The sequence below is a fragment of the Mesorhizobium sp. L103C105A0 genome (assembly GCF_000502215.1).
Classification (GTDB): domain Bacteria; phylum Pseudomonadota; class Alphaproteobacteria; order Rhizobiales; family Rhizobiaceae; genus Mesorhizobium.
Window position 1 is genome coordinate 710,714 of the sequence record NZ_AYXF01000002.1, and the last position, 22,710, is coordinate 733,423.

The following is a 22,710-nucleotide window of genomic DNA, read 5'->3' on the forward strand; positions in this document are numbered from 1 at the left end:
AGGCGCCCCATCTTCCATCCAGAGAGATGGAGGCTCTGAATATGGATCTGAAAGACAAGACAATCCTCATCACCGGTTCGACCGACGGCGGCGTCGGCCGTGTCGTCGCGCAAAGGCTGGGCGCCGGCGGCGCGCGCGTGCTGGTGCATGGCCGTGACGCGGCTCGCGGCAAGGCAACCGTCGCAGAAATCGAATCCGCCGGCGGCAAGGCCGAGTTCCTCGCCGCCAACCTCGCCTCGCTAGCCGAGGTCCGCCGCCTTGCCGAGGCCGTACGCGTAAAAACCGACCGGCTCGACATCCTCATCAACAATGCCGGCATCGGCACGGCCGGCGCCAAGCGACAGCTCAGCGCCGACGGCTTCGAACTGCGCTTTGCGGTCAACTATCTCGCCGGTTTCCTGCTGACCTCGGAACTGCTGCCGCTGCTCAAGGCGAGTTCGCCGGCGCGCATCATCAACGTCGCTTCGGCCGGCCAGCAGGCGATCGATTTCGGCGATGTCATGCTGACACGTTCCTATGACGGCGTGCGCGCCTATTGCCAGAGCAAGCTGGCGCAGATCCTGTTCACCATCGAACCTGGCCGGAGAGTTGAAAGGCAGCGGCGTCACCGTCAACGCTCTGCATCCAGCGAGCTACATGAACACCACCATGGTCCGCCAAGCCGGCGTGACGCCATGGAGCTCGGTCGAGACCGGCGCCGACGCCATTCTCAACCTCGCGACATCGCCCGCCCTGGAGGGCCGCAGTGGCCTCTATTTCGATGGCCTAAAGGAATCCCGCGCCGAAGCACAAGCCTATGACGCCAAGGCCAGACAGCAATTGCGAACCCTGAGCCTCGACTTCGTCGGCCAAGTCTCCGCAAAATCGAAGGAACAGCATTCATGACCGGCAAGATCGAACACACGGTCGTCATCGGCGGCTCATCCGGCATCGGCCTCGCAACGGCGCGAAAACTGCTGGGCCCAGGCATGAAGGTGACCATCACCGGACGAAGCCAGGACAAGCTCACCAGCGCCTGGAAGAGCCTCGGCGGCGCCGCCGAAAAAGCTGCCTTCGATGCTTCGAAGCCGGATGAAGTCCGCCATTTCTTTGGGGAACTCGGACCGTTCGATCACCTCGTGCTGGCTGCCAGCGGCGGCAAGGGACTTGGGCCGTTCGAAACCCTCGATCTCTCAGACATCGCCGGCGGCGTCGACGAGAAAGTCAGGCCGCAGCTGTCCTGCCTGCAGGCTGCCTTGCCGACGCTCAACAGATCGGGATCGGTCACTTTCATCTCGGCGGTGTCGGCACAATTGTCGGCGCCCGGCGTGGCTGGCATTGCCGCCGTCAACGGCATGCTGTTGACGGTGGTGCCGATCCTGGCGGTCGAACTGAAGCCGCTGCGCGTCAATGTCGTGGCGCCCGGCGTCATCGACACGCCGTGGTGGGATTTCCTGGCCGAAGACCAGCGGCAGGCGGTGTTCAGCGAATATGCCGGCAAAACCCCGGTGGGCAGGATCGGCCGCGCCGAAGACGTCGCCGGCGCAATCGCCTTTCTAGTCTCCAACGGCTTCATGACCGGCCAGGTGCTGACCTGCGACGGCGGCCTGCGCTACGCGGCGTGACCTTACAGCGACTGCGCGATCAGCGTGAGAAGGCCTCCGGCCAGTGCGACGTTGCCTACGAAACCGTTGATGCGCGACGCCCGGTCCGGGCCCTGATGGTCCCAGAAATTGTGGAACATCGGCGTGGCGACGATGAGAAACAGCAGCAGCACGGCGCAGGCGGTCGCAGTCCACAGGCCGGCCATCAACAGCGCGCCGGCAATGGTCTGCAGGACGATGCCGGCCCACAACGCCAATCTCGCCTGCGGCACGCCGCGCGCGGTCATCAGCCCTGTCAGGAAGGTCTCGTTCTGAACATTGCGCAGGCCGGCGCAAACGAAGGCGCCGCCGAGCAACAGGCGGCCGAGAAACAAAAAGGTCGAAGGCAAATCGACAGGCATGAAATCTTCCCCGTACTTAACCATGAAACAGGTGGAGCGCCGCCCTTTCCACGGCGCTCCATGACTAACCGGACGGTCAGGCTGCTTTGGCAGCCGGCATCGGGTGAATGGCGTGGAACGGGATGCAGAGCCGGTTCCAGGTGTTGATCATGCCGATCGCGACCGACAGCTTGACCAGTTCCTCTTCCGAGAAGTGCTCTAGCGTGCGGGCATAGAGTTCGTCCGAAACGCCATTGTTGGCGATCAGGGTCGTTGCCTCGGTCCAAGCAAGCGCCGCGCGTTCGCGCTCGGAAAACAGCGGCGATTCCTTCCAGGCCGAAACCAGATAGAGCCGTGTCTCGGTTTCGCCATCGCGCCTCGCCTCGCGGCTATGCATCTCGACGCAGTAGGAGCAGCCATTGATCTGCGAGGCGCGGAGCTTGATCAAATGCAGCAGGCTCACTTCAAGCCCGCATTCGTCGACCGCCTTGTTGAGCGCCGACACGGCTTTCATGATCTCAGGCGCCTTGGCGAAGAATTGCAGTCTCTGTTTCATCGTCTTTCCTTTCACATCTGTTTGCGGGGGATTAAATCTGTTTGGTCGAAGCGGGTTTCTGCGGCCGCTGATGGCGCGCCACAAAGGCACAGCTGGCGGCAAACGATCGCGGATCGCCTTCGGCCTTGTAGTCAGCCACGATGTCGGACAACCGGGTTTCCGCGAGAGCGGCACGATAGGCACGCTCGGCTTTCAGCATCGCGGCATTGATGCCGCACGGCTTCACATAGGCCGAAGCATCGATCTTGACCGGGCCGCGCTGGCGGATCTCGCCGCAGCGGAAGGCCGGCTCGCGACCCTCGACCGCAAGCACGATATCGAGCAGCGTGATGCGCTCGGCCGGACGCGCCAGCCGGTAGCCGCCCGCCGGTCCCGGCACCGATTCCAGGATGCGCGCAGCAGTCAGCTGGTTCAGATGTTTCAGCAGATAGCTCGGCGACAGGCCGAAGGACTCTGCCAAAGCAGCACCCGGTATCGTGCTGTTGCCCTCCACGCTGGCCAGTGTGGCCGCGCAATGGATGGCCGCTTCTACACCCTCGCCCAGCTTCACGATGTTGCGCTCCTATTCATGGATATCTTTTATCCTAGATAGATTTTATCTGCAATAGGAAAATGAAAAACGGCGCTCGAAAGCGCCGCTTTTTTCTTCGACCCGTTCCCTACTCCGCGGCCACCTTGGCCATCGGGTTGTTCGGGTGCGTCGTCCAGTTGGCATAGATCGGCGACACCGGCTTGCCGGTGCGCTGGTCCATGACGCCGGCGGCCAGCGGCTCCATGGTGATGCAGTTCTCGACCGGGCAGACATTGACGCACAGATTGCAGCCGACGCATTCGGCCTCGATCACCTCGAAATGCCTGACGCCGTCGACCATGTTGGTGATTGCCTGGTGCGAAGTGTCCTCGCAGGCGATGTGGCAGCGGCCGCATTTGATGCAGGCGTCCTGGTCGATACGCGCCTTGGCGATGTAATTGAGGTTGAGATACTGCCAGTCGGTGACGTTGGGCGTGGCGCGGCCGACAATGTCGTTGAGCGAGGCGTGGCCTTTCTCGTCCATCCAGTTTTCGAGACCGGCGATCATCTCCTGCACGATCTTGAAGCCGTATGTCATCGCCGCCGTGCACACCTGCACATTGCCGGCGCCGAGCGCCATGAATTCAGCCGCATCGCGCCAGGTGGTGATGCCGCCAATGCCGGAGATCGGCAGGCCGCGCGTTTCCGGATCGCGGGCGATCTCGGCCACCATGTTCATGGCAATCGGCTTCACCGCCGGGCCGCAATAGCCGCCATGCGAGCCTTTGCCGTCGATGGTCGGCTGCGGCGCAAAACTGTCTAGGTCGACGCCGGTGATCGAGTTGATGGTGTTGATCAGCGACACCGCGTCGGTTCCGCCGGAGAGTGCGGCGCGCGCCGGCTTGCGCACATCGGTGATATTCGGCGTCAGCTTGGTGATGACAGGCATCCGGGTGTTGGCCTTGCACCAGCGCACCACCATTTCGATGTATTCCGGCACCTGGCCGACGGCCGCGCCCATGCCGCGTTCCGACATGCCGTGCGGGCAGCCGAAATTGAGCTCGATGCCGTCGGCTTCGGTCTCCTCGACCACCGGCAGGATCGCCTTCCAGCTTTCCTCGACGCATGGCACCATCAGCGAGACGACGATGGCGCGGTCGGGCCAGTCCTTCTTGACCTGCTTGATCTCGCGCAGATTGACCTGCAAATCGCGGTCGGTGATCAGCTCGATATTGTTGAGGCCGAGCAGGCGCCGGTCCGCCCCCCAGATCGCGCCATAACGCGGGCCGTTGACGTTGACTACCGGCGGACCTTCTTCGCCCAGCGTCTTCCACACGACGCCGCCCCAGCCCGCCTTGAAGGCGCGGATGACGTTGTAGGCCTTGTCGGTCGGCGGCGCCGAAGCCAGCCAGAACGGATTGGGCGATTTGATGCCGACGAAATTGTTGCGGATGTCTGCCATGACAGGTCCCTTTCAACCGAGACGAAGGAGCATTTCCACGGGTGCGAGAATGCCGCCTTTAAGCGCGGGGGTGAGATTGGCGATCTTGGTGCCGGCGTTCTCGCCCATGATAAGATTAACGCCAGGCGGCGGCTTTTTTCCTTCCGCCTGCGCCGCAGCCATGCGCGCCCGTATCGTGTCGAAAAATTCGATGGCGAAGGCGCCACGAGGGCGCTCGGCGGTTACAGAGAACCCCGCGGCGGCGGCAGCCGAACGATAGTCGTCGGGCGTGGCAACGAAGGACATGCTCTCGTCGGATGCCCATGGCAGCGGATAGGTCAGCGCACCTGCCTTGAGCCGCATCACATCGTAGACGGCAAAGACGCCGCCCGGCTTGAGCACACGCGCCGCCTCGCTCATCAGCTTTTTCTTGTCGGGAAGATTCATGCCGACATGCAGGATCATGGCCGTATCAAAGCTTTTGTTGCTGAACGGCATGTCCAGCGCGCTGCCCTGCACGAACCGGACTTTGTCGGCCATTCCCACCCGCTTCGACAGGCTGGTCGCGATGTCGACATAGCTTTGCGTCAGATCAATGCCGGTGACATCGGCGCCGGCATTGTTGGCGGCGAAGCGGGCTGGACCACCCACGCCGGAACCAATGTCGAGCAGCCTGGCCCCCGGCTTCAAACCCATCTGGCCGATGAGTTCCCTGGTGGCGGCGATACCGCCAATGTGGAACTCGTCGACCGCTTCGAGATCGCCAGCGCGTAGATGGGCAATTTCCACGCCGGTATCGGCGAGCACGGCAAGAATGTGCTGCTCAAGATCCGAGACGTCGTAGTGACGCGCGATGCCTGATTCCACTGAGGCCATGATCTCTATCCCTGTGCCAGACTCCGGTTGATGCTCTCCGCCGCGTCGCGGCCTTGCGCGACGGCCGATACCGTCAAATCATCGCCGCCAAAAATACAGTCGCCGCCGGCCCAGACATTGGCGAGCGAGGTGCGCCCTTCCGCGTCGACCTTGATGCGGCCGGCTTCGAGTTCGATCGCAGCACCGCTGCCGTTAAGTGCCGCCGGCACAAAGCTCTGGCCGATCGCCTTGAACACCTGGTCGGCGGCCAGCGTCAGCCGCTCGCCGGTGCCGACAAGCGTGTCGCCGTTCATCGCGGTGTATTCGAGCTCGATGCCCGACACTTTGCCACCTTCGGCGATGACCCGCTTCGGCTGCAGCCAGTGGCGGATGGTGACGCCGTTGGCGGCAGCCAGATCCTGCTCGAACTCGGAAGCGTTCATGTGTTCCTGGCCGCGCCGGTAGCAGATCGTCACCTCCTCGGCGCCGAGCAGCTTCGATTGCACGGCGGCATCTATCGCCGTCATGCCGCCGCCGATGACGACGACGCGCCGGCCGACCGGCAGGCTCGCGAGATCGCCGGCCTGCCGCAGTTCGGCGATGAACTCCACTGCATTGACGACGCCACCGGCGTCCTCGCCATCCGTGCGCAACGCATTCACGCCGCCAAGCCCCATGCCGAGGAAGACGGCATCGTAATTCAGGATCAGGTCCGACAGCTGGTAGTCGCGGCCGAGCGCCTTGCCGTTATGGATATCGATGCCGCCGATCCCCGTGACATAGTCGACCTCGGCCTGGGCGAAATTGTCGATGCTCTTGTAGGCGGCGATGCCATATTCATTGAGGCCGCCGGCCTTCGGGCGGGCTTCCAGAATGGTAACGTCATGGCCGTGGCGAGCGAGCCGGTGCGCGGCGGCGAGGCCGGCCGGCCCGGCGCCGACCACGGCGACCGACTTGCCGGTTGTTTCAGCGCGCGGATAAAACTGCTTGTGCTCGGCCATGGCGACATCGGTGGCGTAGCGCTGCAGGCGGCCGATCTGCACCGGCTTGCCTTCCGCCACCTCGCGCACGCAGACCTCTTCGCACAGCGTCTCGGTCGGGCAGACGCGGGCGCACATGCCACCCAATATGTTCTGGTCGAAAATCGTCTTGGCCGAACCGATCGGGTTGCCGGTCGAGATCTGGCGGATGAACAGCGGAATGTCGATCGAGGTCGGGCACGCATTCATGCACGGCGCATCGTAGCAGAAATAGCAGCGGTCGGATTCGACCAGCGCCTCGTGGTGATCGAGCGGCGGATGCAGGTCGGAAAAATTCTCGGCGTACTGGTCGGCGGCAAGCCGGCCGCCGGCAATGCCGTCCTTGAACTGGCCTTCTGGCATCGTCAGTTCCCCATGTTTTCGTTTTGGGGAAGGCTAGCACGTTTTATTTTTTTATCAATTGGTCAATTTTCGCCTCAAGTTACTGAAAAGCCTAGCTGATAATATGATTTAGTTGCTCATGTTATGAGTGACGGTTGCGTCCTCAAAGAGGGGAGTGCGACAAGCTCCAAGTCGCGGCAAGCTGTTCCAGGCCAGCGCGAAATGATAGGGCGCTTGAGCACGATGCGCGGCTTTCATTCAACGGAGAAGGCGATGACCGATGATAGGGAGACGGCTCACCGGTGGGAGCCCGTGGGAGATTTACCTCTGGCTGCCTGCCAGGTGTGGCGTCTGCGAACCGACAATTACTTTGTGAAAAGGCCTTGGAGAGCGGCCCCGGAGAAGCGAGAATACTCAACCGGAGGAAGCGATGTCCAAGTTCCAAATGCAGATCGAGACCACGCACCCGATCCTGTTTCTCTCCGACGCATCGCCGAACGTGAGATTTCCCGACAACACAGGCCAGTCCTTTGCGACAGCGACGGCTAATTGCTTGTGTTTCTATGTGCTCTCCTATGTCGACGGAGCCTCGCTCGTCACCGTCAGTGACGAGAAATGTGATGCCGGGGGAAAAGAAATGTTCACCGGTGTTATCGAGGCTGCGACTGGCGTGCTAACCGTGAGCGACAGCGCTTCGTTCCACTATCTAAATATACCCGTTCCACCCGGTCCTGTGTCGGTCGAAATCTGGGCCGACGACGACAGGAACCCCGAATGGGTTTGGATCAAGCTCGGAGCGATCCAAAATCACTGAGCATCCGCCCACCGTCGTTTATGGGTTCACGACCTAGTAATGGACCTCAGGGAGTACCCCTGTGGATCGACCTGATCTCATCGGCGACCAGTTGCTGCAGCCGCCACAGATTGCGGTCGCGGATGCCGAATTCCTCGAGGTGGCTGACGGTGTTGTAGAGATATTCCGCGCCTGAGCCGACATGGCCGCAGGCTCTGGCAAGCACCCCCGCCACGGTGTCCAGCGGCTGCCCGAGCGAGGTTCCCCTGCCCGTCACCCCGACCCAGAAGCCGAGCGCCCGTATCCGGCCCTGCTCCGTGCGCACCGGAACCCACCGGACCGAGCTGACACTCTCATGGTCGTCGATCTCGCGCCGCAACAGTCTTTCGATCTGCTCCGGCTTGTCGCCGTCGGGCAGGCGGTAGATGACGCCGTCGCATCGGCCGCCGCGTTCGAGTGCCATCATCAGCCCCGGCTGCGCGACGCTGCCGCGCCAGCGCACCATGTCGAGGCAGAAGGAGCGGTGCCAGCCGAAAGCGGTGGCGCGCTGGCGTTCGACGGATTCGAAAGCCGGCTTCCAGATCAGCGAGCCATAGGCGAACACCCACAAAGGCCCCTCGTCTGCTTCTTCAGACAGCCGCAAGGCTAATGTCCGGTAATCCTCATCGTTCAGCTGCGTCCAACTGCAGTCGGGTCCGGGATCGACCTCTTCGCGATGACACAGTGACACAAGCTCAGGCGTGAGCGACATAAGGCGCATGAAACGACTACCCCTCGTTTGCCCCAAGGAAAGTCGAAAACCGCCCCAAGTGCAAGCCGCCGGTGGGGCGAAGTGCGGAACGATGTGTCAACGCAGCCGTTGAATTTGCTCCGGTTCGCTGTCGGATTCGCGTCGCTGAAAACGTCCTTTGATAGATCGGACGACGATCGATGCATAGGTGAGGAGACCGAGAATGCCGAGATCCCCAATGCCCTTCTTCTGGTACGAGTTGATGACCAGCGACCTCGATGCGGCGCAAGCGTTCTACACCACCGTGGTCGGCTGGCGGGCCGAGCCCTTCGACAAGGCGCCCGGCATGCCGCGCTATATCGTGGTGAACTCCGCCGAGCGTGGCGTCGGCGGGCTGATGACCCTGCCCGAGGAAGCAGCCAGGACGGGTCTGAAGCCGGCCTGGTTCGGCTATGTCCACACCAGCGATACCGATGCCTCGACCGAGGCACTGAAAGCCGCCGGCGGGACTGTTCACCGCAAACCCGACGACATTCCCGGCGTCGGCCGCTTCTCCGTCGTCGCCGACCCGCAAGGCGCCGCCTTCATGTTCCTGCAGCCCAATGGTGCCGACCAGCCCGTCCTTCCGGCAACGACGCCGGGCCATGTCGGCTGGCACGAGCTTTATGCGTCCGACCGCCAGAAGGCCTTCGATTTCTACTCCAGCCAGTTCGGCTGGACCGATGCCGGTAGCATGGACATCGGCGAGATGGGCATCTATCAGACCTTCTCGGCCGGCCCCGAAAATGGCGGCGGCATCATGAACAAGCCACAACAGCTGCCGGTGCCGGTGTGGCTGTTCTACTTCAATGTCGACGCCATCGACGCAGCCGCCAAACGCGTCACCGACAATGGCGGCAAGATTGTCATGGGTCCGATGCCGGTGCCGACCGGCCAATGGATTGCCCAGTTCACCGATCCGCAAGGCGCCTATTTCGCGCTGATCGCGCCGGGCCGCTGATCCCCTCCGGTACTCGCCTGCACGGAAACTGCTCTCATCGCACTGCCGGTGCGATGAGAGGCGCGTCCGGGCGCGGTCACTCCGGCGCCAGCACCGCGACCTTGAGGTTCTCTTTCCTGGCGCCGCTGAGCTGGATCGTGGCTGCGCCAGGCGTCAGCTTGAAGCGCACGCTCTTGCGGATGCCGGGGCAGGTCTTCACGCCGCTGAAACCCGCTGATTTCACGGCTTGGCCCTCCTGAATGACGTCGACCCAGGCCTCATCGGACAGGCTGATCTGGAGCTCTCCTTCCGTTGGCACGGCCACGTTTGCCGTCGCGCCGAACGTGCCGGCTGCCGGCGCGCGTTGCGGTGAGACCGTGAAGCTGACCGCATCGACCGGCTCCAGCGCCATATCCGCGGCTTCGCCGAAAGCAAGAGAGGCACCGGACTGCGCGGCGGGCGCTGCCGGAAACAGTTCCTGCTCGCGTGTCACCGGCCATTTGAAGGCATCGCAGCCAGCATCAGCGGCCATGGCGAAACTGGTGCTTGCGAGGATTGCGAACAGGCTGATGGCGACTTTTTTCATGGCGAAGGAACCCGTCTGGTTTGAAGTGTCTACACGCAGATATACAACCTTAACGAGATGTATGCAACCATAACGAGAGCAAATTTCGAAGTCAGACTGGAAATGATTGCAATCACCGATTGTTGATGACAGGCCATGGGAAGTGAATGGTCCAGCGCCGGGTGATGATTTATGGCCGGGCCACATGGTTGGAAAAATGGAGTTTAGATGAAGCTTTTTGACGGTCTCGCCAGATTTCAGCCGCAGGCGCTCGGCGTCCTGCGCATCATCACAGCCCTGCAGTTCCTCGAGCATGGCTCGCAGAAACTGTTCAATTTTCCGGTCAGCGCCGAGCCTCACGCTCTTACCGGTCTGACGATGACTGCAGGCATCCTGGAGTTCGCCGGTGGCATCCTGCTGGCGCTCGGTCTGTTGACCCGCCCGGTCGCGTTCCTGCTGGCCGGCGAGATGGCCATCGCCTATTTCATGGCGCACTACCCGCGCGACTTCTTCCCGGTCAACAACAGCGGCGACGCGGCAATCTCCTTCTGCTTCATCTTCCTCTATCTGGTGTTTGCCGGCGCCGGCGCCTTCGCGCTCGACAACCGCCGCAACGCCTGACGCGCAATGCATGTCGCCCAAAGGTGCGCAGCGGTTTTGGGATAACGACATGCACAAAGGAATCTGAAGCGCCTCGGCGAAAGCCGAAGCGCTTCAGGCGCGCATTCGCTCGAAGTTCGCGTCAAAGAGCGGCGCTGCCTGAACGCGCGCCGCGTGGCGCTTGCCCAAAAGTTCGATTTCGAAGCCGTCGCTCTCATCGGCGATCTCCTTCGGCACATAGCCGATGGCGACGGATTTCTTCGAGTGATGCGCATAGCCGCCTGACGTCACCCAGCCGCGCACCGCGCCATCGTACCAGATCGGCTCGTCGCCGATGACATCGGCATCGTCAGCATCGAGGATAAATGTGCGCAGCCTGAGCTTGCCGCCCTGCTTGCGCTCGGCAAGAGCGCCGGCCTTGCCGACGAAATCGGCATCCTTGCCATAGGCGACGAAACGGTCGAGCCCGGCCTCCAGCGGCCCGTAGATCGGCCGGTATTCGCGCGCCCATGAGCCGTAGTTTTTCTCCAGCCGCAGCGCATTGAGCGCGCGCGAGCCGAACAGGCCGAGGCCGAATTCCGCGCCTGCCGCCATCAACGCCTGGAAGGCAGCGCGCTGATATTCCGGCGCCACCCAGATCTCGTAGCCGAGATCGCCGGTGTAGCTGACGCGGCCGACCAGGCACGGCGCCGGGCCGATGTCCATTTTCGCGACCGCCATGAAGGGGAATGCGGTGTTGGCGACATCCGCGCGGCTGACCTTCGCCAGCACCTCCCTCGCCTTGGGTCCGGCGATCGCCAGACCGGTCAGTTTCTGCCCCAGCGCCTCTATGCGCACTGAGCTATCCGCAGGTAAATGTGCCTCGAACCAGCGCATATGATACTGCTCGGCGATACCGGAGCCGGCGATGAACCACTCGGTCCCGTTGGAATTGGGGGCACCGATATTGGCCAGCGTGAAATCGCCGATGAGCTTGCCGTCGTCCTTCAACATCGGCGCCAGCGTCATGCGGCCGGGCTTCGGCAACTTGCAGGCAAAGATCCGGTCGAGCCAAGCGGCCGCCCCTTCTCCCGTCACCTTGTATTTGGCGAAGTTCGAAATCTCCGCCAGGCCGACGCTCTCACGAACCGTCGCGACCTCATTGGCGACATGGGAAAAATCGCTGGAACGCCGCCACGAGAACTCGTCCCTGACGCCCTCGGGCGCATACCACAGCGGCACTTCCAGCCCATAGGACACGCCCCATTGCGCGCCCTTGGCCGACAGCAAATCGTAGATCGGCGTCGTCTTCAGCTGCCGCCCGGCGGGCAGCTCCTCATTGGGGAAACGGATCGAGAAACGGCGCGAGTAGTTCTCGCGCACCTTGGCGTTGGTGTAGGCCATCGTCGCCCAGTCGCCGTAGCGCGCCACATCCATGGCCCAGATGTCGGCGCCGGGATCGCCCTCGATCATCCAGTTGGACAGCGCCAGGCCGACGCCGCCGCCTTGTGAAAAGCCCGCCATGACGCCGCAGGCGACCCAGAAGCCGGGAAGGCCACGCACCGGCCCAACCAGCGGATTGCCGTCCGGCGCGAAGGTGAAGGGCCCGTTGATGATCTGCTTGATGCCGGTCCTCTCGAAGGCCGGGAAATGCCTGAAGCCGACTTCGAGCGACGGCGCGATGCGGTCGATGTCCGGCTCCAGCAATTCATGGCCGAAATTCCACGGCGTCTGGAATTCGGACCAGACCTTATTGGCCTTCTCGTACGTGCCCATCAGCATGCCGCCGCGCTCCTGGCGCAGGTACAGCTCACCATCGAAATCGACGGCATGGATGATCTCGGTCCCGGTCTTGGCGTTCCACGCCGCCACCTCGGGCATATCCTCGGTGATCAGGTACATGTGCTCCATTGCCAGCACCGGCAGCTCCAGCCCGACCATGCGGCCGACCTCGCGCGCCCATAACCCGCCGGCATTGACGACATGCTCGGCCACCACTTCGCCCTTGTTGGTGACGACGCGCCACATGCCGTCGGGCCGGCGCACAATGTCCTCGACCTTGGTGAAGCGCTCGACCTCGGCGCCCAGTTTCCGCGCGGCCTTGGCATAGGCATGGGTCACGCCGGAGGGATCGAGATGGCCGTCCTCCTTGTTGCGGACGGCGCCGACGAATTGTTTCGGGTCGAGCAGCGGCATCAGCTCGGCCGCTTCATTGGCCGATATTTCTTCGAGCTCGATGCCGAGGTAACGCCCCTTGGCGACGACGCCGCGCAGCCAGTCGAGCCGCGCCTCGGTCGCCGCCAGAAGCACGCCGCCCGTCAGATGTACGCCGGTCGCCTGTCCCGACAGCTCCTCGATGTCCTTGTAGAGCGAGATCGTGTATTTCTGCAGCTTGGCGACGTTGGGGTCGCCATTGATCGTGTGCATGCCGCCAGCCGCATGCCAGGTCGAGCCCGAGGTCAGCTCGTCGCGCTCCAGCAGCACGACATCGGTCCAGCCATGGCGGGCCAGATGGAACAGCACCGAACACCCGACGACGCCACCGCCAATGACCACGACCTTTGCATGCGATTTCATGAGTTTTGCTCTGTTATCAATGAGTTGAGGAGATAAGGTGAATCAGAAAGGCAGCGCCGCGCGCCGACGCTGAAAAAGTCACGGCTCGCCCTGCCCGATCGCTTCCTTGCGCCTGGCCACATACGCCTCCAGCGCCTCGCGCACGGCGATATCCATTACCGGCTCGACATAATCTTCCAGCGCCTTCTTCCACAGCCGCGTCGCGCGCGCCGTGGTGTCGAGGCCGCCGGCTTCCTGCCAGGCCTCGTAATTCTGCCAGTTGGACAGCATCGGCTGGTAGAAGGCCGTGGCATAGCGTTCCAGCGTGTGCGGTTCGCCGAAGAAATGGCCGCCGGTCGGCACCGCGCCCAGCGCCTCGACAGCAAGCTCCGCCTCGTCGACGACGATCGGGCGCAGGAATTCCATCATGTGCTGGATCATCTCGACATCGATGATGAGCTTTTCGAACGATGCCGTCAGCCCGCCCTCCTGCCAGCCGGCGGCATGATAGACGAGGTTGCCGTGGCCGAGCACAGCGCCCCACAGCGCCATCAGCGTCTCGTAGGCGCCTTGCGCGTCCGCCGCATTCGATGCCGACCCCGGTGTGGTGCGGTAGGGCAGGTTGTAGCGCCGCGCCAATTGCCCCGAGGCGATGTTGGCCTTGGTGTTCTCCGGCGTTCCGAAGGCCGGCGCGCCCGACTTCATGTCGACGTTGGAGGTGAAGGCGCCGTACATCACTGGCGCGCCGGGGCGCACCAGTTGCGTCAGCACCACGCCGAACAGCGCCTCGGCATTCTGCTGCGCCAGGGCGCCGGCGAGCGTCACCGGGCTCATCGCGCCCATCAGCGTGAACGGCGTCACCGCCACCGACTGGCCGAACTCAGCCATGGTCATCAGCCCTTCGGCCATCATCTCGTCGAAACGCCGCGGCGAGTTGACCGAGATGATGGTGGCAATGCCGGGATCATCGCGCATCTCGTCCAGCGTCAGCCCGCGCGCGATTGCCATCATCTCGATGCCGTCCAGCGCCCGGCCTCGTCCGATCGCCGAGACATGGAAGGATTTGTCGGTCAGCGTCAGATTGGTGAAATAGGTATCCATGTGCCTGGTGTTCGCCGGCAGTTCCACCGGCGCGCAGACCTGGTTGCCGAGCATGTGGATGCAGTTGAAATGCTGCGCCAGCCGGGTCAGATCGGCATAGTCGTGCAAGTTTCCAGCGCGCCGGCCGCGCTCCATGTCGTGCACATTGGGCGGCCCGGCGACGAGGGTGAAATTGAGCGTGTTGCCGCCGAGATGAATGGTGTTCGCGGGGTTGCGCGGCGTCAGCCGGTAGCTGGACTGCGTGGTCTTCAGCGCCTCGGCGACAAGGCCCCGGTCGATGCGGACGTTCGCCGTTGCATGGTCGACCTTTGCGCCCGCCTTCTCGAACAGCGCCAGCGCCCGCTGAGACATCACCTCGATGCCGAAATTTTCCAGAATATGCATCGACGCCTGGTGGATCGTTTCGACCTGGTCGACTGAGAGCATCGCCATCGGCGGATAGGGATTGGTCACCCGCCGCAGTGGAAGTTGCGGGATGGCGGCAGGCCCCCGGTTGCTGGTTCGCTCCGCGCCGCGCTTGCGTCTTGGTTCATTCATGCCTGGCATCAGAGCGCCGGCATCCGGACATCGCTGTCAGAAATCCGCCCTTCGCGGACGTGATTTTAGCCAAGGCGGCATTTTCGAATTCTGACGGAGATAAAGGCGACTCGAAAGGTCGGAATAATGATACAGGCCCACTGAGCGCAGCCAAGCCGGCAAGCCGTTAAGAAACGCCGCAAGATTCCCTTTATGATTTCGGCCTATTCGTTTTCCAATGCGTAGTTCGAGTTTGAGTAAAATTGTAGCGGTTGGCGTGCTGCTGGCTTTGCCGGCCTGCGCGACGCCGCCCAACCATATCAACGATGTCTGCGCCGTCTTCGACCAGAACGACGGCTGGTTCGACAACTGGCAGTCGGCCGCCGAGCGCGCCTCGCAGAAATACGGCGTCCCCGTCTCCGTGCTGATGGCGACGGTGCGCAAGGAATCCGGTTTCAAGAGCAATGCCAGGCCGCCGCGTACCAAACTACTCGGCTTCATTCCGTGGAAACATGTCTCGTCAGCCACCGGTTTCTCGCAGGCGCTCGACGGCACCTGGTCGCAATATCAGAGCGAAACCGGCAGTTGGGCGGCGAGGCGGACCAAGTTTGCCGATGCCGTCGATTTCGTCGGCTGGTATCATTCCAAGACATCAGACACGTTCGGCGTCGCCCGCAACGACACCTACAATCTCTACCTCGCCTACTATCTCGGCTGGACGGCCTACGGCCGTGGCAACCGTGGTGACGCCGGCGTGCAGGGCTATGCCAGGGCGACCGAAAAGATGGCCCGCGACTATGCCGAACAGCTGCAGCAATGCGGCAGCTGACGTTGCCAAGCGGTCTTGCAGCCACGCAGTTTGCGATCGAAGCGGAACTCAGCCATTCATTCGCTTGAGATCAGGTGGAGGATCGACCTCCCTCTCTTTACCGCTGCCGTCGACAGCTTTCGGTCAAACGTCGCCAATTGGCCGTCACGCGCCTTGGCGAGTCCCAACAGATAGCTATCCGTTACCTGTGCCGGGGTGAGGATCCTGGCTGCATCGATGTCGTTGGAACCGACAAGGCTGATCTCGTCAGGCCAGAACTGATGTCCTGAAAGGGCATGCAGCTTGCCGACAATCTGCGCCACCACGGCGGGCGAACCCGGAGAATTGGGGTATTTCGGGTTGCTTACAATCCTGATGACGCCATTCTCGGTAATGGGACATGTTGCCCATGATAAATGCCCGGTGGATTGGAACCACCGATGGGCATCTTCATGCGCGACGTGAGCCGGATCGATCAACGCAATCAACACATTGACGTCGAGCAGGAAGGTCACGGCAATTCGTCGCGAAGCGCATTGACCATTTCGAGATCGACCATCGGGCCGTCGGGCCGCGATGCAAGCAAGGGGATGCCGTTGCGTTCACCGCCGGTCGGGGGCCTGCGCAGTGAGCGGCGAGCCAGATCGGAAATGACGTCGCCAACGCTGCGATCCTGCTGTCGCGCCATGGCCTTGGCCGCAAGTAGGACATCGTCATCGATTGCAAGTGTGGTTCTCACAACATGCTCCCTACCGCGCATCAAACATCACGCATCACATAAAGCAATGGACAGCAATATTCAAGCGAACGTAGCTGTCGTTCCTTGAGCTATGGCGACGCTGCGGCAATGCGCCAACGAGCGGCATTGCCTCTATGGCTGGTCAGCTCGGCTTCTTGCCATGCGGGCGCTTCGGCGGTTCGCCGGCGAAACCGGGGCCGATCCCATCCGGTGCGTCTTCCGGCACGCCCTCATGCGCTGCGTGTTCCCTGTCGAACTTGATCACCGGCTCCATCGTCGCCAGCACATCGTCCGACAGCCAGCACAGGCTCATATGGCCATCGCCGAGATGCTTCACCGGCGGCACCTTGGTCTCGCACAGATTGTCCGGCACCAGCCTCTTGTAGCCGCAGCGCGTCTGGAACGGGCAGCCGCTCGGCGGGTTCATCGCCGACGGGATATCGCCTTCAAGCACGATGTGCCGTTTGACCACGCTGGTGTCGGCGATCGGGATCGCCGACAGCAGCGCCTCTGTGTAGGGGTGATAGGGTGGCGCGAAGATCTGGTCGGTCGTGCCCTGCTCGACGATGTAGCCGAGATACATGACGACGACGCGGTCGGCGATGTAGCGCACGACGGACAGATCGTGGCTGATGAACAGCATCGTCGTCTTGTTCTTGCGCTGGATGTCCATCAGCAGTTCGGTCACCGCCGCCTGCACCGAGACGTCGAGTGCCGACACCGGCTCGTCGGCCACCACCACCTTGGCATCGCCGGCAAAGGCACGCGCCACGCCGATGCGCTGCTTCTGGCCGCCTGAGAGCTGACGCGGCTTGCGCGTCTCGAAGGCCCGCGGCAGCTTCACCAGGTCGAGCAGCTCCAGCATGCGCTTGCGCCGCTCGGCGACATTGTTGCCGACTTTGAATTTTTCCAGCGTGCGGATGATCTGCGAACCGACGGAGTGGCTGGGATTGAGTGTATCGAACGGGTTCTGGAACACCATCTGGATCGACGACACCGTTTCGACGCTGCGCTTCTCGATGCCGGTCGACTGGATCTCCTTGTTGCCCAGCGTCACTGTGCCGGCACTTGCCGTCTCCAGCCCCAGCAGGACCTTGGCCAGTGTCGACTTTCCGCAGCCGGACTCGCCGACGATGGCGACGGTCTCGGATTCGCGCGCCATGAACGAGATCGTCTCATTGGCCTTGACCACGCGGCCTTCGCTGGAGCCGAACACTTCGCTGCCGCCGACCTTGTAGTATTTTCTCAAATCCTCGATCTTGAGCACCGGCGCGCCGGGCACGACCTTCTCATTGACCTTCTTGGCGCCGGGAGGCAGCGCTTCCCAGTCGATCTCGTTGAAGCGCACGCAGCGCGAGAAATGCCCTTCGTGACCGGCGACCTCGATCATCGGGATTTCGGCGGCATTGCAGACGCCCTCAACGAAATGGTGGCAGCGCGGGCCGAAATTGCAGCCCTTGGGCCGCTCATGCGGCAGCGGCAACTGGCCGGGGATAGAGATCAGCGGCCGCGAATTCTTGTCGGCGCCCGGCAGCGGAATCGAGCGGAACAGCCCTTGCGTATAGGGATGGCGCATCCGGTCGAACACGTCCTTGATCTTGCCGGTCTCGACCGCTTCGCCCGAATACATCACCGTGATGCGGTCGCAGGTCTCGAGGATGAGGCCCAGATTGTGCGACACGAAGATCATCGACGTGCCGAACTTCTCGCCCAGCCCCTTGACCAGTTCGACGATGCCGGCCTCCACCGTCACGTCGAGCGCCGTCGTCGGTTCATCGAGCAGAAGCAGCGCCGGCTTCGACAGCAGCGCCATGGCAATGACGATGCGCTGCTGCTGGCCGCCGGACAGCTGGTGCGGATAGGAACGCATCATGCGTTCGGGATCGGGCAATCTCACCGAGCGCACCATTTCGAGCGCCCTTTTGTAAGCCTCTTCCTTCGACACCTTGTCGTGGATCAGCGGCACTTCCATCAATTGCTGGCCGACCTTCATCGCCGGATTGAGGCTCGCCATCGGCTCCTGGTAGATCATGGCGATCTTGTTGCCGCGGATGGAGCGCAACTCCTCGTCGGACAGCTCGCCCATGTCCTTGCCCTGGAACTTGATCTTGCCGCCGACGATCTTTCCGATGTTGGAGAGGTCGCGCATGATGCCGAGCGACACGGTCGACTTGCCGCAGCCGGACTCGCCGACGATGCCCATGGCTTCGCCCGGCATCACCGTGCAGGAAAAGTCCATGACGGCGGGGATCTCGCCCTTGCGGGTGAAGAAGGAGATCGACAGGTTCTCGATCTCGATGATCGGCGCAGCGCTTGGCCCAAGGGTCGGGTTGCCGGGATTTCGAACTGCCTCATTCATGGGTCGCTCCAATCCTATTTTCATGCTCGCGGGCCGAAACCCGCAGATCAGTCTTTCATCGATTGTTCGCGCAGCGAGTCGGCAAGCAGGTTCAAGCCCAGCACGAACGACATCAGCGCGATGGTCGGCGGCAGCGCCGGGTGGATGAAGGAGCGCAGCAGGCGGCTGGCGTCCTTGATCGCGGTGCCCCAGTCCGGGCTCTCCGGCGCCAGGCCCAGCCCGAAATAGCCGAGCGTGCCGAGCAGGATCGTGGTGTAGCCGATGCGCAGGCAGGCATCGACGATCAGCGGCCCGCGCGCATTGGGCAGGATCTCCCACAGCATGATGTACCAGGGCGATTCACCGCGCGTCTGCGCCGCCGCCACATAGTCGCGCGTCTTGATGTCCATCACCAGGCCGCGCACGATGCGGAACACGCCGGGGCTTGAAGCAAACACCACCGCCACGAAGATATTGAGCTGGTTGGGGTCGATGTGGATGATCTTGAACGGATCGGCATCGAAGACCAGGCCGGCATAGACCCAGCCGCCGATGATCAGCGTCAGCCCGAGCAATATATAGAGGCGGTCCGGCCGGTTCTTGTAGCGCGTCCAGAACAGTACGGAAAAGAATATGATCGGGAACAGGAAGAACAACCCGGCCATGGCGTAGGGGATGGGCGTATCCATGATGCCGGGCGTCACCAGCAGGTAGAACAGCAGGATCACCGGGAAGGCCAGCACCAGATTGGCCAGGAACGACAGCACGGTGTCGATCCGGCCGCCATAGTAACCGGCGGGCAGACCGAGCGTGATGCCGACCATCAGCGCGAAACCGGTCGCCGCCGGTGCGATGATCAGCACGATCTGGCTGCCATAGACCATGCGCGAAAAGACATCGCGGGCGAGCTTGTCGCCGCCGAAATAGTAGATGAGTTTCGATACCGGCTCGAGCGCGCCCGGCAGCGCATCCTTCATGATCGGGACCTGGGCGAGCGGATCGAAGGGCGCGACGGTCGACGCGAAGATTGCCGTGAACAGCCAGAACAGGCAGATGCCGACACCGACTATGCCGACGCCGCTATCGAACAACTGGCCGTAGAGGCCGAGCCTTTTCTTGTAGGTGAAGCTCACCCCCATCACCAGGGCAAGCCCTAACCAGACCGGCCAGAAACGCCCAATCACGCCGAGCACGACATTGAAGGCACCGATATATTCGACCTGCATCTGCCCCAGCCCCCTATTGAACTCTAATACGCGGATTGAGGAACGCGTAGCCGACATCCGAGATGAGCTGCGTGATCAGCACGATGAACACCGAGACCAGTGAACAGCCAAGCAGCAGATCGATGTCGTTGTTGCCGGCGGCCTCGACCAGCGTGTAGCCAAAGCCCTGGTAGCGGAACATCACCTCGACGATGACGACGCCGGTAAGCAGCCAGGGAAATTGCAGCATGATGACGGTGAACGGCGCAATCAGCGCATTGCGCAGCGCGTGCTTGACGACGACGCTGCCGAAGGAAAGCCCTTTCAGCCGGGCGGTGCGGATATATTGCTGCGTCATCACCTCGACCATCGAGGCGCGTGTCATGCGGGCGATGTAGCCGATGCCGTAGATCGCCAGCGTCATCACCGGCAGGGTGAAATTGTAGAAGGTGATGCCCTGGCTTGCCGAGGCGGCCGAACCGTTCAGCCAGCCGAGCCAGGAGGCGAAGATGACGGTGAAGATGACGCCGGACACATATTCGGGCGTCGCCGTCGACGCGATCGATGCGACGGACAGCGTTCGGTCCGTTCGCGAGCCCTCGCGCATGCCGGCCAGGATGCCGATCAGCAGCGAAATTGGCACCATCACCAACAGCACACAGAGCATCAGGATACCGGTGGCGGCGAGTGCGGGGAAGAGCTTTGACGCAACGGAGGTTTTGAACTTGGTCGAGCAGCCGAAATCACCTTCCAGGATGCCGGAGAATTTCGGCTCCAGCGGATCGTTGCAGAAGGAGAAACGCTGCGTCGGCTTGCCGGTCGCCGGATCGGTCACCGGTTGCTTCGGGACGACGCCCAGCCATTGCCCGTAGCGCACGAAGAAGTTCTGCCGGTAGCCATGGTTGACCAGCCAGCTTTCGAGCTGTTCGGCCGATGTGTGCATTTCGGTCTGGCTGATCGCCAGCTTCTTCAAATTCGGCTCGAGGTTGATCAGGAAGAAGACGATCATCGTCAGGCACAGCATCGTCAATGCCATGGTGCCGAGACGCCGGATTACGAAAGAAAGCATGGCGGTCCCCTGCCGGTCTGGTTGGGGTTGGAGCCAGTTCGAAAAACCAGCTTTGCCGTTGCCGGCAGAGTTGGCCGTCAAATCGGCACTCGGATGCAATCAACCCAGTTTTATTGAACGGTCTTTCAGGAGAGTCCGCAACTTTTTGCTGCGGCGGCTTCCGGTTCTGGGCCATGCGAGGCGTGACGGGAAGGAGCGAAGCGCCCCTTCCCTGACGTTCCAATCACGCCTGGTCGAGCCAGACCTTGCCGTAGTCGCGCTCGAAGGTCGGATGCATCTTGTAATTCTGCACCGCCTTGACCGAGTGGCTGTAGAGCTTGCGCCAGTATGGCTGGATCATGATGCCGGAATCCTGCAGGATCTGCTCGATGTCCTTCATCATCTCCTTGCGCTTGGCCGCATCGGCAACGGCCAATGCTGCATTGAGCTTGGCATCCCATTCGGGGTTGGAATAGGCCGACTCGTTCCACGCCTCGCCGGTGCGGTAGCCGATCGCCAGAACCTGGACGCCGAGCGGGCGCATGTTCCAGTTGGTCATGGACAGCGGATACTTGGTCCAGTCGTTCCAGAACGTCGAGCCCGGCAGCACCGTGCGCTTTACCTTGAGGCCGGCGTCGCGCATCTGCGCGGCGATGGCGTCGCCGGTATTCTTGTGCCAGTCTTCGTCGACCGTGATCAGCTCGTGCTCGAAGTCGGCCTGGCCGGCTTCCGCCATAAGCGCCTTGGCCTTGGCCGGATCGCGAGCGACTTTGGGCAGCTCGTAATATTCCGGGTGGATTTGGCAGACATGGTGGTTTTCAGCCACCGTGCCGGCATTCCCGTAGCCAAGCTGCAGGACGACATTGTTGTCGACCGCCAGTTGCAGCGCGTTACGCACCTTCTGATCGCCGTAAGGCTTGTTGTTGATGTTGGTGCGGCACACGATGGTCGAGGCGGTGACGATTTCGGACTTGACCAGGTCCAGTCCGTCGAGGATCGACACATAGTCGGCCGAGGTCTCGAAATTGGTATGGACTTCGCCGGCCTCGAAGGCACTGACCATGGCTGCCGGATCGGTGCCGTAGTCGACGAATTCGATGCCGTCGAGGAACACCTCGCCGTCCCACCACTTGTTATCCTCGCGGCGCTTGTAGACCACCTTCTGGCCGACATCGTAGGAGACGAGCTCGAACGGGCCGGTACCGATCGGGCAGGCTTTGAAGTCGCCGCCCTTCTCGTCGAAGCTCTTGTGCACGATGAGGCCGGGATAGTCGCACATGTTCGGAATGAGCGCGATGTCGGCCTTGCCGAGCTTCAGCTTGACGGTGTGGTCGTCAACCTTGGTCACGGCGCTTTCGTCGAGTTTGTCGTCCTTGACCAGCGTGCCGAGACGGCCAGGCATCGAATTGCCCTCGGCCTTCTTGTCGGCCCAGCGCTTGAGATTGAAGATGACGTCATCGGCGGTGAAGGCATCGCCATTCGACCAGGTCACACCCTTGCGCACATGCAGCGTGTACTCGGTGGCGTCGTCGTTGACCTCCCAGCTCTCCAGAAGGTACGGGCGGAACGTGTATTCGCTGGTGTACTTGACCAGCGGCTCAAGCGCCTGGCGCTCGGCATTGGCGATTTCCGACCAATCGGCCTTGCGTGGATCCTTGGGATCCTTGACCCATTGCGCGACTTTCAGGATGCCGCCCTTCTTGCCCTGCACCTCTTCGGCCCTGGCTTGGGTCGGCACGGCTACGCCGAGCATGCCGTAGGCCATCGCAGTCGACGCGCCGAACACGCTGGCCATGGCGAGGAACTCGCGGCGATCGACTTTGCCTGCCTTGGCTTCTTCGGCCATGGCCAGGATGTGATCGGGAACGCGATCGCCATTACTCTTGAAATTTGTCATACCTTAACTCCCATTGTTGGCTTTCCGCCTTTTAACATTCCGCATCCCTGCCGTGATGTCAAAGACGGCATGGCTACGGAACCTGTTAGGGAATGTGCAACTTTGAAAAGGGAGCGGTTCGCGTGATAACGACAGACTTGGCGCAAAAGTGCTAGCGCGCCCAGATTCC

21 protein-coding genes and 1 pseudogene are annotated in these 22,710 nt (G+C 62.2%); 6 read left to right on the forward strand and 16 right to left on the reverse strand.

The features are described 5' to 3' along the window. Nucleotides 1–41 precede the first annotated feature (41 nt). Both X727_RS01000000164475 and X727_RS156380 read left to right on the forward strand, forming a co-directional pair. A pseudogene (locus tag X727_RS01000000164475) lies at nucleotides 42–885 on the forward strand (SDR family NAD(P)-dependent oxidoreductase). Next, nucleotides 882–1,604, forward strand: coding sequence for an SDR family oxidoreductase (locus X727_RS156380; RefSeq protein ID WP_023668208.1), 723 nt, complete (start codon nucleotides 882–884; stop codon nucleotides 1,602–1,604). The pseudogene X727_RS01000000164475 and the gene X727_RS156380 overlap by 4 nt, the downstream one beginning before the upstream one ends. A 2-nt stretch (nucleotides 1,605–1,606) precedes the next feature. Here X727_RS156380 and X727_RS156375 read toward each other — a convergent pair whose 3' ends face one another. The 6 genes from X727_RS156375 to X727_RS156350 all read right to left on the reverse strand — a co-directional run bounded on the left by X727_RS156375 (nucleotide 1,607) and on the right by X727_RS156350 (nucleotide 6,708). Then, entirely contained in the window at nucleotides 1,607–1,984 is a 378-nt protein-coding gene (locus tag X727_RS156375) for a DoxX family protein (protein ID WP_023668207.1), read from the reverse strand. 76 nt (nucleotides 1,985–2,060) lie between these two features. Next, nucleotides 2,061–2,519: a carboxymuconolactone decarboxylase family protein gene (locus tag X727_RS156370; protein WP_023668206.1), complete on the reverse strand. Its 459-nt coding sequence runs from the start codon at nucleotides 2,517–2,519 to the stop codon at nucleotides 2,061–2,063. A gap of 31 nt (nucleotides 2,520–2,550) precedes the next feature. After that, entirely contained in the window at nucleotides 2,551–3,069 is a 519-nt protein-coding gene (locus X727_RS156365) for an Rrf2 family transcriptional regulator (RefSeq protein ID WP_023668205.1), read from the reverse strand. Between the two features lie 109 nt (nucleotides 3,070–3,178). Continuing rightward, nucleotides 3,179–4,492, reverse strand: coding sequence for an NAD-dependent dihydropyrimidine dehydrogenase subunit PreA (preA, locus tag X727_RS156360; protein ID WP_023733102.1), 1,314 nt, complete (start codon nucleotides 4,490–4,492; stop codon nucleotides 3,179–3,181). 12 nt (nucleotides 4,493–4,504) lie between these two features. Beyond that, the gene (locus tag X727_RS156355; protein ID WP_023690824.1) at nucleotides 4,505–5,347 is read right to left on the reverse strand and encodes a methyltransferase domain-containing protein; all 843 of its coding nucleotides are present in this window, start codon (nucleotides 5,345–5,347) and stop codon (nucleotides 4,505–4,507) included. A gap of 5 nt (nucleotides 5,348–5,352) precedes the next feature. Continuing rightward, complete coding sequence (locus X727_RS156350) at nucleotides 5,353–6,708, reverse strand: NAD(P)-dependent oxidoreductase (protein WP_023833923.1); 1,356 nt, start codon at nucleotides 6,706–6,708, stop codon at nucleotides 5,353–5,355. Between the two features lie 409 nt (nucleotides 6,709–7,117). Between X727_RS156350 and X727_RS156345 the strand changes: the two genes are divergently transcribed. Next, the gene (locus tag X727_RS156345; protein WP_023807319.1) at nucleotides 7,118–7,501 is read left to right on the forward strand and encodes a hypothetical protein; all 384 of its coding nucleotides are present in this window, start codon (nucleotides 7,118–7,120) and stop codon (nucleotides 7,499–7,501) included. Nucleotides 7,502–7,547: 46 nt separating this feature from the next. Here X727_RS156345 and X727_RS156340 read toward each other — a convergent pair whose 3' ends face one another. Continuing rightward, the gene (locus X727_RS156340; protein WP_023690821.1) at nucleotides 7,548–8,240 is read right to left on the reverse strand and encodes a gamma-glutamylcyclotransferase; all 693 of its coding nucleotides are present in this window, start codon (nucleotides 8,238–8,240) and stop codon (nucleotides 7,548–7,550) included. A gap of 193 nt (nucleotides 8,241–8,433) precedes the next feature. On the opposite strand from X727_RS156340, the gene X727_RS156335 reads away from it, so the two are divergent. Further along, the gene (locus tag X727_RS156335; RefSeq protein ID WP_023733105.1) at nucleotides 8,434–9,210 is read left to right on the forward strand and encodes a VOC family protein; all 777 of its coding nucleotides are present in this window, start codon (nucleotides 8,434–8,436) and stop codon (nucleotides 9,208–9,210) included. 76 nt (nucleotides 9,211–9,286) lie between these two features. Here X727_RS156335 and X727_RS156330 read toward each other — a convergent pair whose 3' ends face one another. Continuing rightward, the gene (locus X727_RS156330) at nucleotides 9,287–9,775 is read right to left on the reverse strand and encodes a hypothetical protein (protein WP_023699015.1); all 489 of its coding nucleotides are present in this window, start codon (nucleotides 9,773–9,775) and stop codon (nucleotides 9,287–9,289) included. A 207-nt stretch (nucleotides 9,776–9,982) separates the two neighbouring features. Between X727_RS156330 and X727_RS156325 the strand changes: the two genes are divergently transcribed. After that, entirely contained in the window at nucleotides 9,983–10,375 is a 393-nt protein-coding gene (locus X727_RS156325) for a DoxX family protein (RefSeq protein WP_023833924.1), read from the forward strand. 93 nt (nucleotides 10,376–10,468) lie between these two features. Here the strand turns inward: X727_RS156325 and X727_RS156320 are convergent, their stop codons facing one another. Both X727_RS156320 and X727_RS156315 read right to left on the reverse strand, forming a co-directional pair. Then, nucleotides 10,469–12,910 (reverse strand): FAD-dependent oxidoreductase, encoded by a 2,442-nt coding sequence (locus tag X727_RS156320; RefSeq protein ID WP_023833925.1) that lies wholly within the window; start codon nucleotides 12,908–12,910, stop codon nucleotides 10,469–10,471. 78 nt (nucleotides 12,911–12,988) lie between these two features. Beyond that, a complete protein-coding gene (locus tag X727_RS156315; protein WP_023833926.1) occupies nucleotides 12,989–14,527 on the reverse strand; it encodes a trimethylamine methyltransferase family protein in 1,539 nt (512 codons plus the stop codon). Nucleotides 14,528–14,744: 217 nt separating this feature from the next. Between X727_RS156315 and X727_RS156310 the strand changes: the two genes are divergently transcribed. Next, nucleotides 14,745–15,335: a transglycosylase SLT domain-containing protein gene (locus X727_RS156310; protein WP_023833927.1), complete on the forward strand. Its 591-nt coding sequence runs from the start codon at nucleotides 14,745–14,747 to the stop codon at nucleotides 15,333–15,335. Between the two features lie 56 nt (nucleotides 15,336–15,391). Here the strand turns inward: X727_RS156310 and X727_RS156305 are convergent, their stop codons facing one another. The 6 genes from X727_RS156305 to X727_RS156280 form a co-directional block, all read right to left on the reverse strand. Further along, nucleotides 15,392–15,829, reverse strand: a complete 438-nt coding sequence (locus X727_RS156305) for a TA system VapC family ribonuclease toxin (protein WP_023833928.1) — start codon at nucleotides 15,827–15,829, stop codon at nucleotides 15,392–15,394. Further along, on the reverse strand, nucleotides 15,826–16,053 hold the full coding sequence (locus X727_RS156300; protein WP_023668191.1) for a hypothetical protein: 228 nt from the start codon (nucleotides 16,051–16,053) through the stop codon (nucleotides 15,826–15,828). Before X727_RS156300 ends, X727_RS156305 begins: the two co-directional genes overlap by 4 nt. A 142-nt stretch (nucleotides 16,054–16,195) precedes the next feature. Further along, nucleotides 16,196–18,412 (reverse strand): ABC transporter ATP-binding protein, encoded by a 2,217-nt coding sequence (locus X727_RS156295; protein ID WP_023668190.1) that lies wholly within the window; start codon nucleotides 18,410–18,412, stop codon nucleotides 16,196–16,198. Nucleotides 18,413–18,459: 47 nt separating this feature from the next. Continuing rightward, complete coding sequence (locus X727_RS156290; protein ID WP_023690814.1) at nucleotides 18,460–19,617, reverse strand: ABC transporter permease; 1,158 nt, start codon at nucleotides 19,615–19,617, stop codon at nucleotides 18,460–18,462. Between the two features lie 13 nt (nucleotides 19,618–19,630). Next, a complete protein-coding gene (locus X727_RS156285; RefSeq protein ID WP_023668188.1) occupies nucleotides 19,631–20,665 on the reverse strand; it encodes an ABC transporter permease in 1,035 nt (344 codons plus the stop codon). A 223-nt stretch (nucleotides 20,666–20,888) separates the two neighbouring features. Then, complete coding sequence (locus X727_RS156280) at nucleotides 20,889–22,541, reverse strand: ABC transporter substrate-binding protein (RefSeq protein WP_023833929.1); 1,653 nt, start codon at nucleotides 22,539–22,541, stop codon at nucleotides 20,889–20,891. Between the last annotated feature and the right edge of the window lie 169 nt (nucleotides 22,542–22,710).

Excerpts from the sequence above, each read along its gene's own strand:
- X727_RS156350 (WP_023833923.1), bottom strand. The coding sequence starts at position 6,708 with ATGCCAGAAGGCCAGTTCAAGGACGGCATTGCCGGCGGCCGGCTTGCC.
- X727_RS156285 (WP_023668188.1), bottom strand. The coding sequence starts at position 20,665 with ATGCTTTCTTTCGTAATCCGGCGTCTCGGCACCATGGCATTGACGATG.
- X727_RS156320 (WP_023833925.1), bottom strand. The coding sequence starts at position 12,910 with ATGAAATCGCATGCAAAGGTCGTGGTCATTGGCGGTGGCGTCGTCGGG.
- X727_RS156290 (WP_023690814.1), bottom strand. The coding sequence starts at position 19,617 with ATGCAGGTCGAATATATCGGTGCCTTCAATGTCGTGCTCGGCGTGATT.
- X727_RS156280 (WP_023833929.1), bottom strand. The coding sequence starts at position 22,541 with ATGACAAATTTCAAGAGTAATGGCGATCGCGTTCCCGATCACATCCTG.
- X727_RS156310 (WP_023833927.1), top strand. The coding sequence starts at position 14,745 with ATGCGTAGTTCGAGTTTGAGTAAAATTGTAGCGGTTGGCGTGCTGCTG.
- X727_RS156330 (WP_023699015.1), bottom strand. The coding sequence starts at position 9,775 with ATGAAAAAAGTCGCCATCAGCCTGTTCGCAATCCTCGCAAGCACCAGT.
- X727_RS156375 (WP_023668207.1), bottom strand. The coding sequence starts at position 1,984 with ATGCCTGTCGATTTGCCTTCGACCTTTTTGTTTCTCGGCCGCCTGTTG.
- X727_RS156325 (WP_023833924.1), top strand. The coding sequence starts at position 9,983 with ATGAAGCTTTTTGACGGTCTCGCCAGATTTCAGCCGCAGGCGCTCGGC.
- X727_RS156335 (WP_023733105.1), top strand. The coding sequence starts at position 8,434 with ATGCCGAGATCCCCAATGCCCTTCTTCTGGTACGAGTTGATGACCAGC.
- X727_RS156380 (WP_023668208.1), top strand. The coding sequence starts at position 882 with ATGACCGGCAAGATCGAACACACGGTCGTCATCGGCGGCTCATCCGGC.
- X727_RS156370 (WP_023668206.1), bottom strand. The coding sequence starts at position 2,519 with ATGAAACAGAGACTGCAATTCTTCGCCAAGGCGCCTGAGATCATGAAA.
- X727_RS156315 (WP_023833926.1), bottom strand. The coding sequence starts at position 14,527 with ATGAATGAACCAAGACGCAAGCGCGGCGCGGAGCGAACCAGCAACCGG.
- X727_RS156340 (WP_023690821.1), bottom strand. The coding sequence starts at position 8,240 with ATGCGCCTTATGTCGCTCACGCCTGAGCTTGTGTCACTGTGTCATCGC.
- preA (WP_023733102.1), bottom strand. The coding sequence starts at position 4,492 with ATGGCAGACATCCGCAACAATTTCGTCGGCATCAAATCGCCCAATCCG.
- X727_RS156345 (WP_023807319.1), top strand. The coding sequence starts at position 7,118 with ATGTCCAAGTTCCAAATGCAGATCGAGACCACGCACCCGATCCTGTTT.
- X727_RS156295 (WP_023668190.1), bottom strand. The coding sequence starts at position 18,412 with ATGAATGAGGCAGTTCGAAATCCCGGCAACCCGACCCTTGGGCCAAGC.
- X727_RS156355 (WP_023690824.1), bottom strand. The coding sequence starts at position 5,347 with ATGGCCTCAGTGGAATCAGGCATCGCGCGTCACTACGACGTCTCGGAT.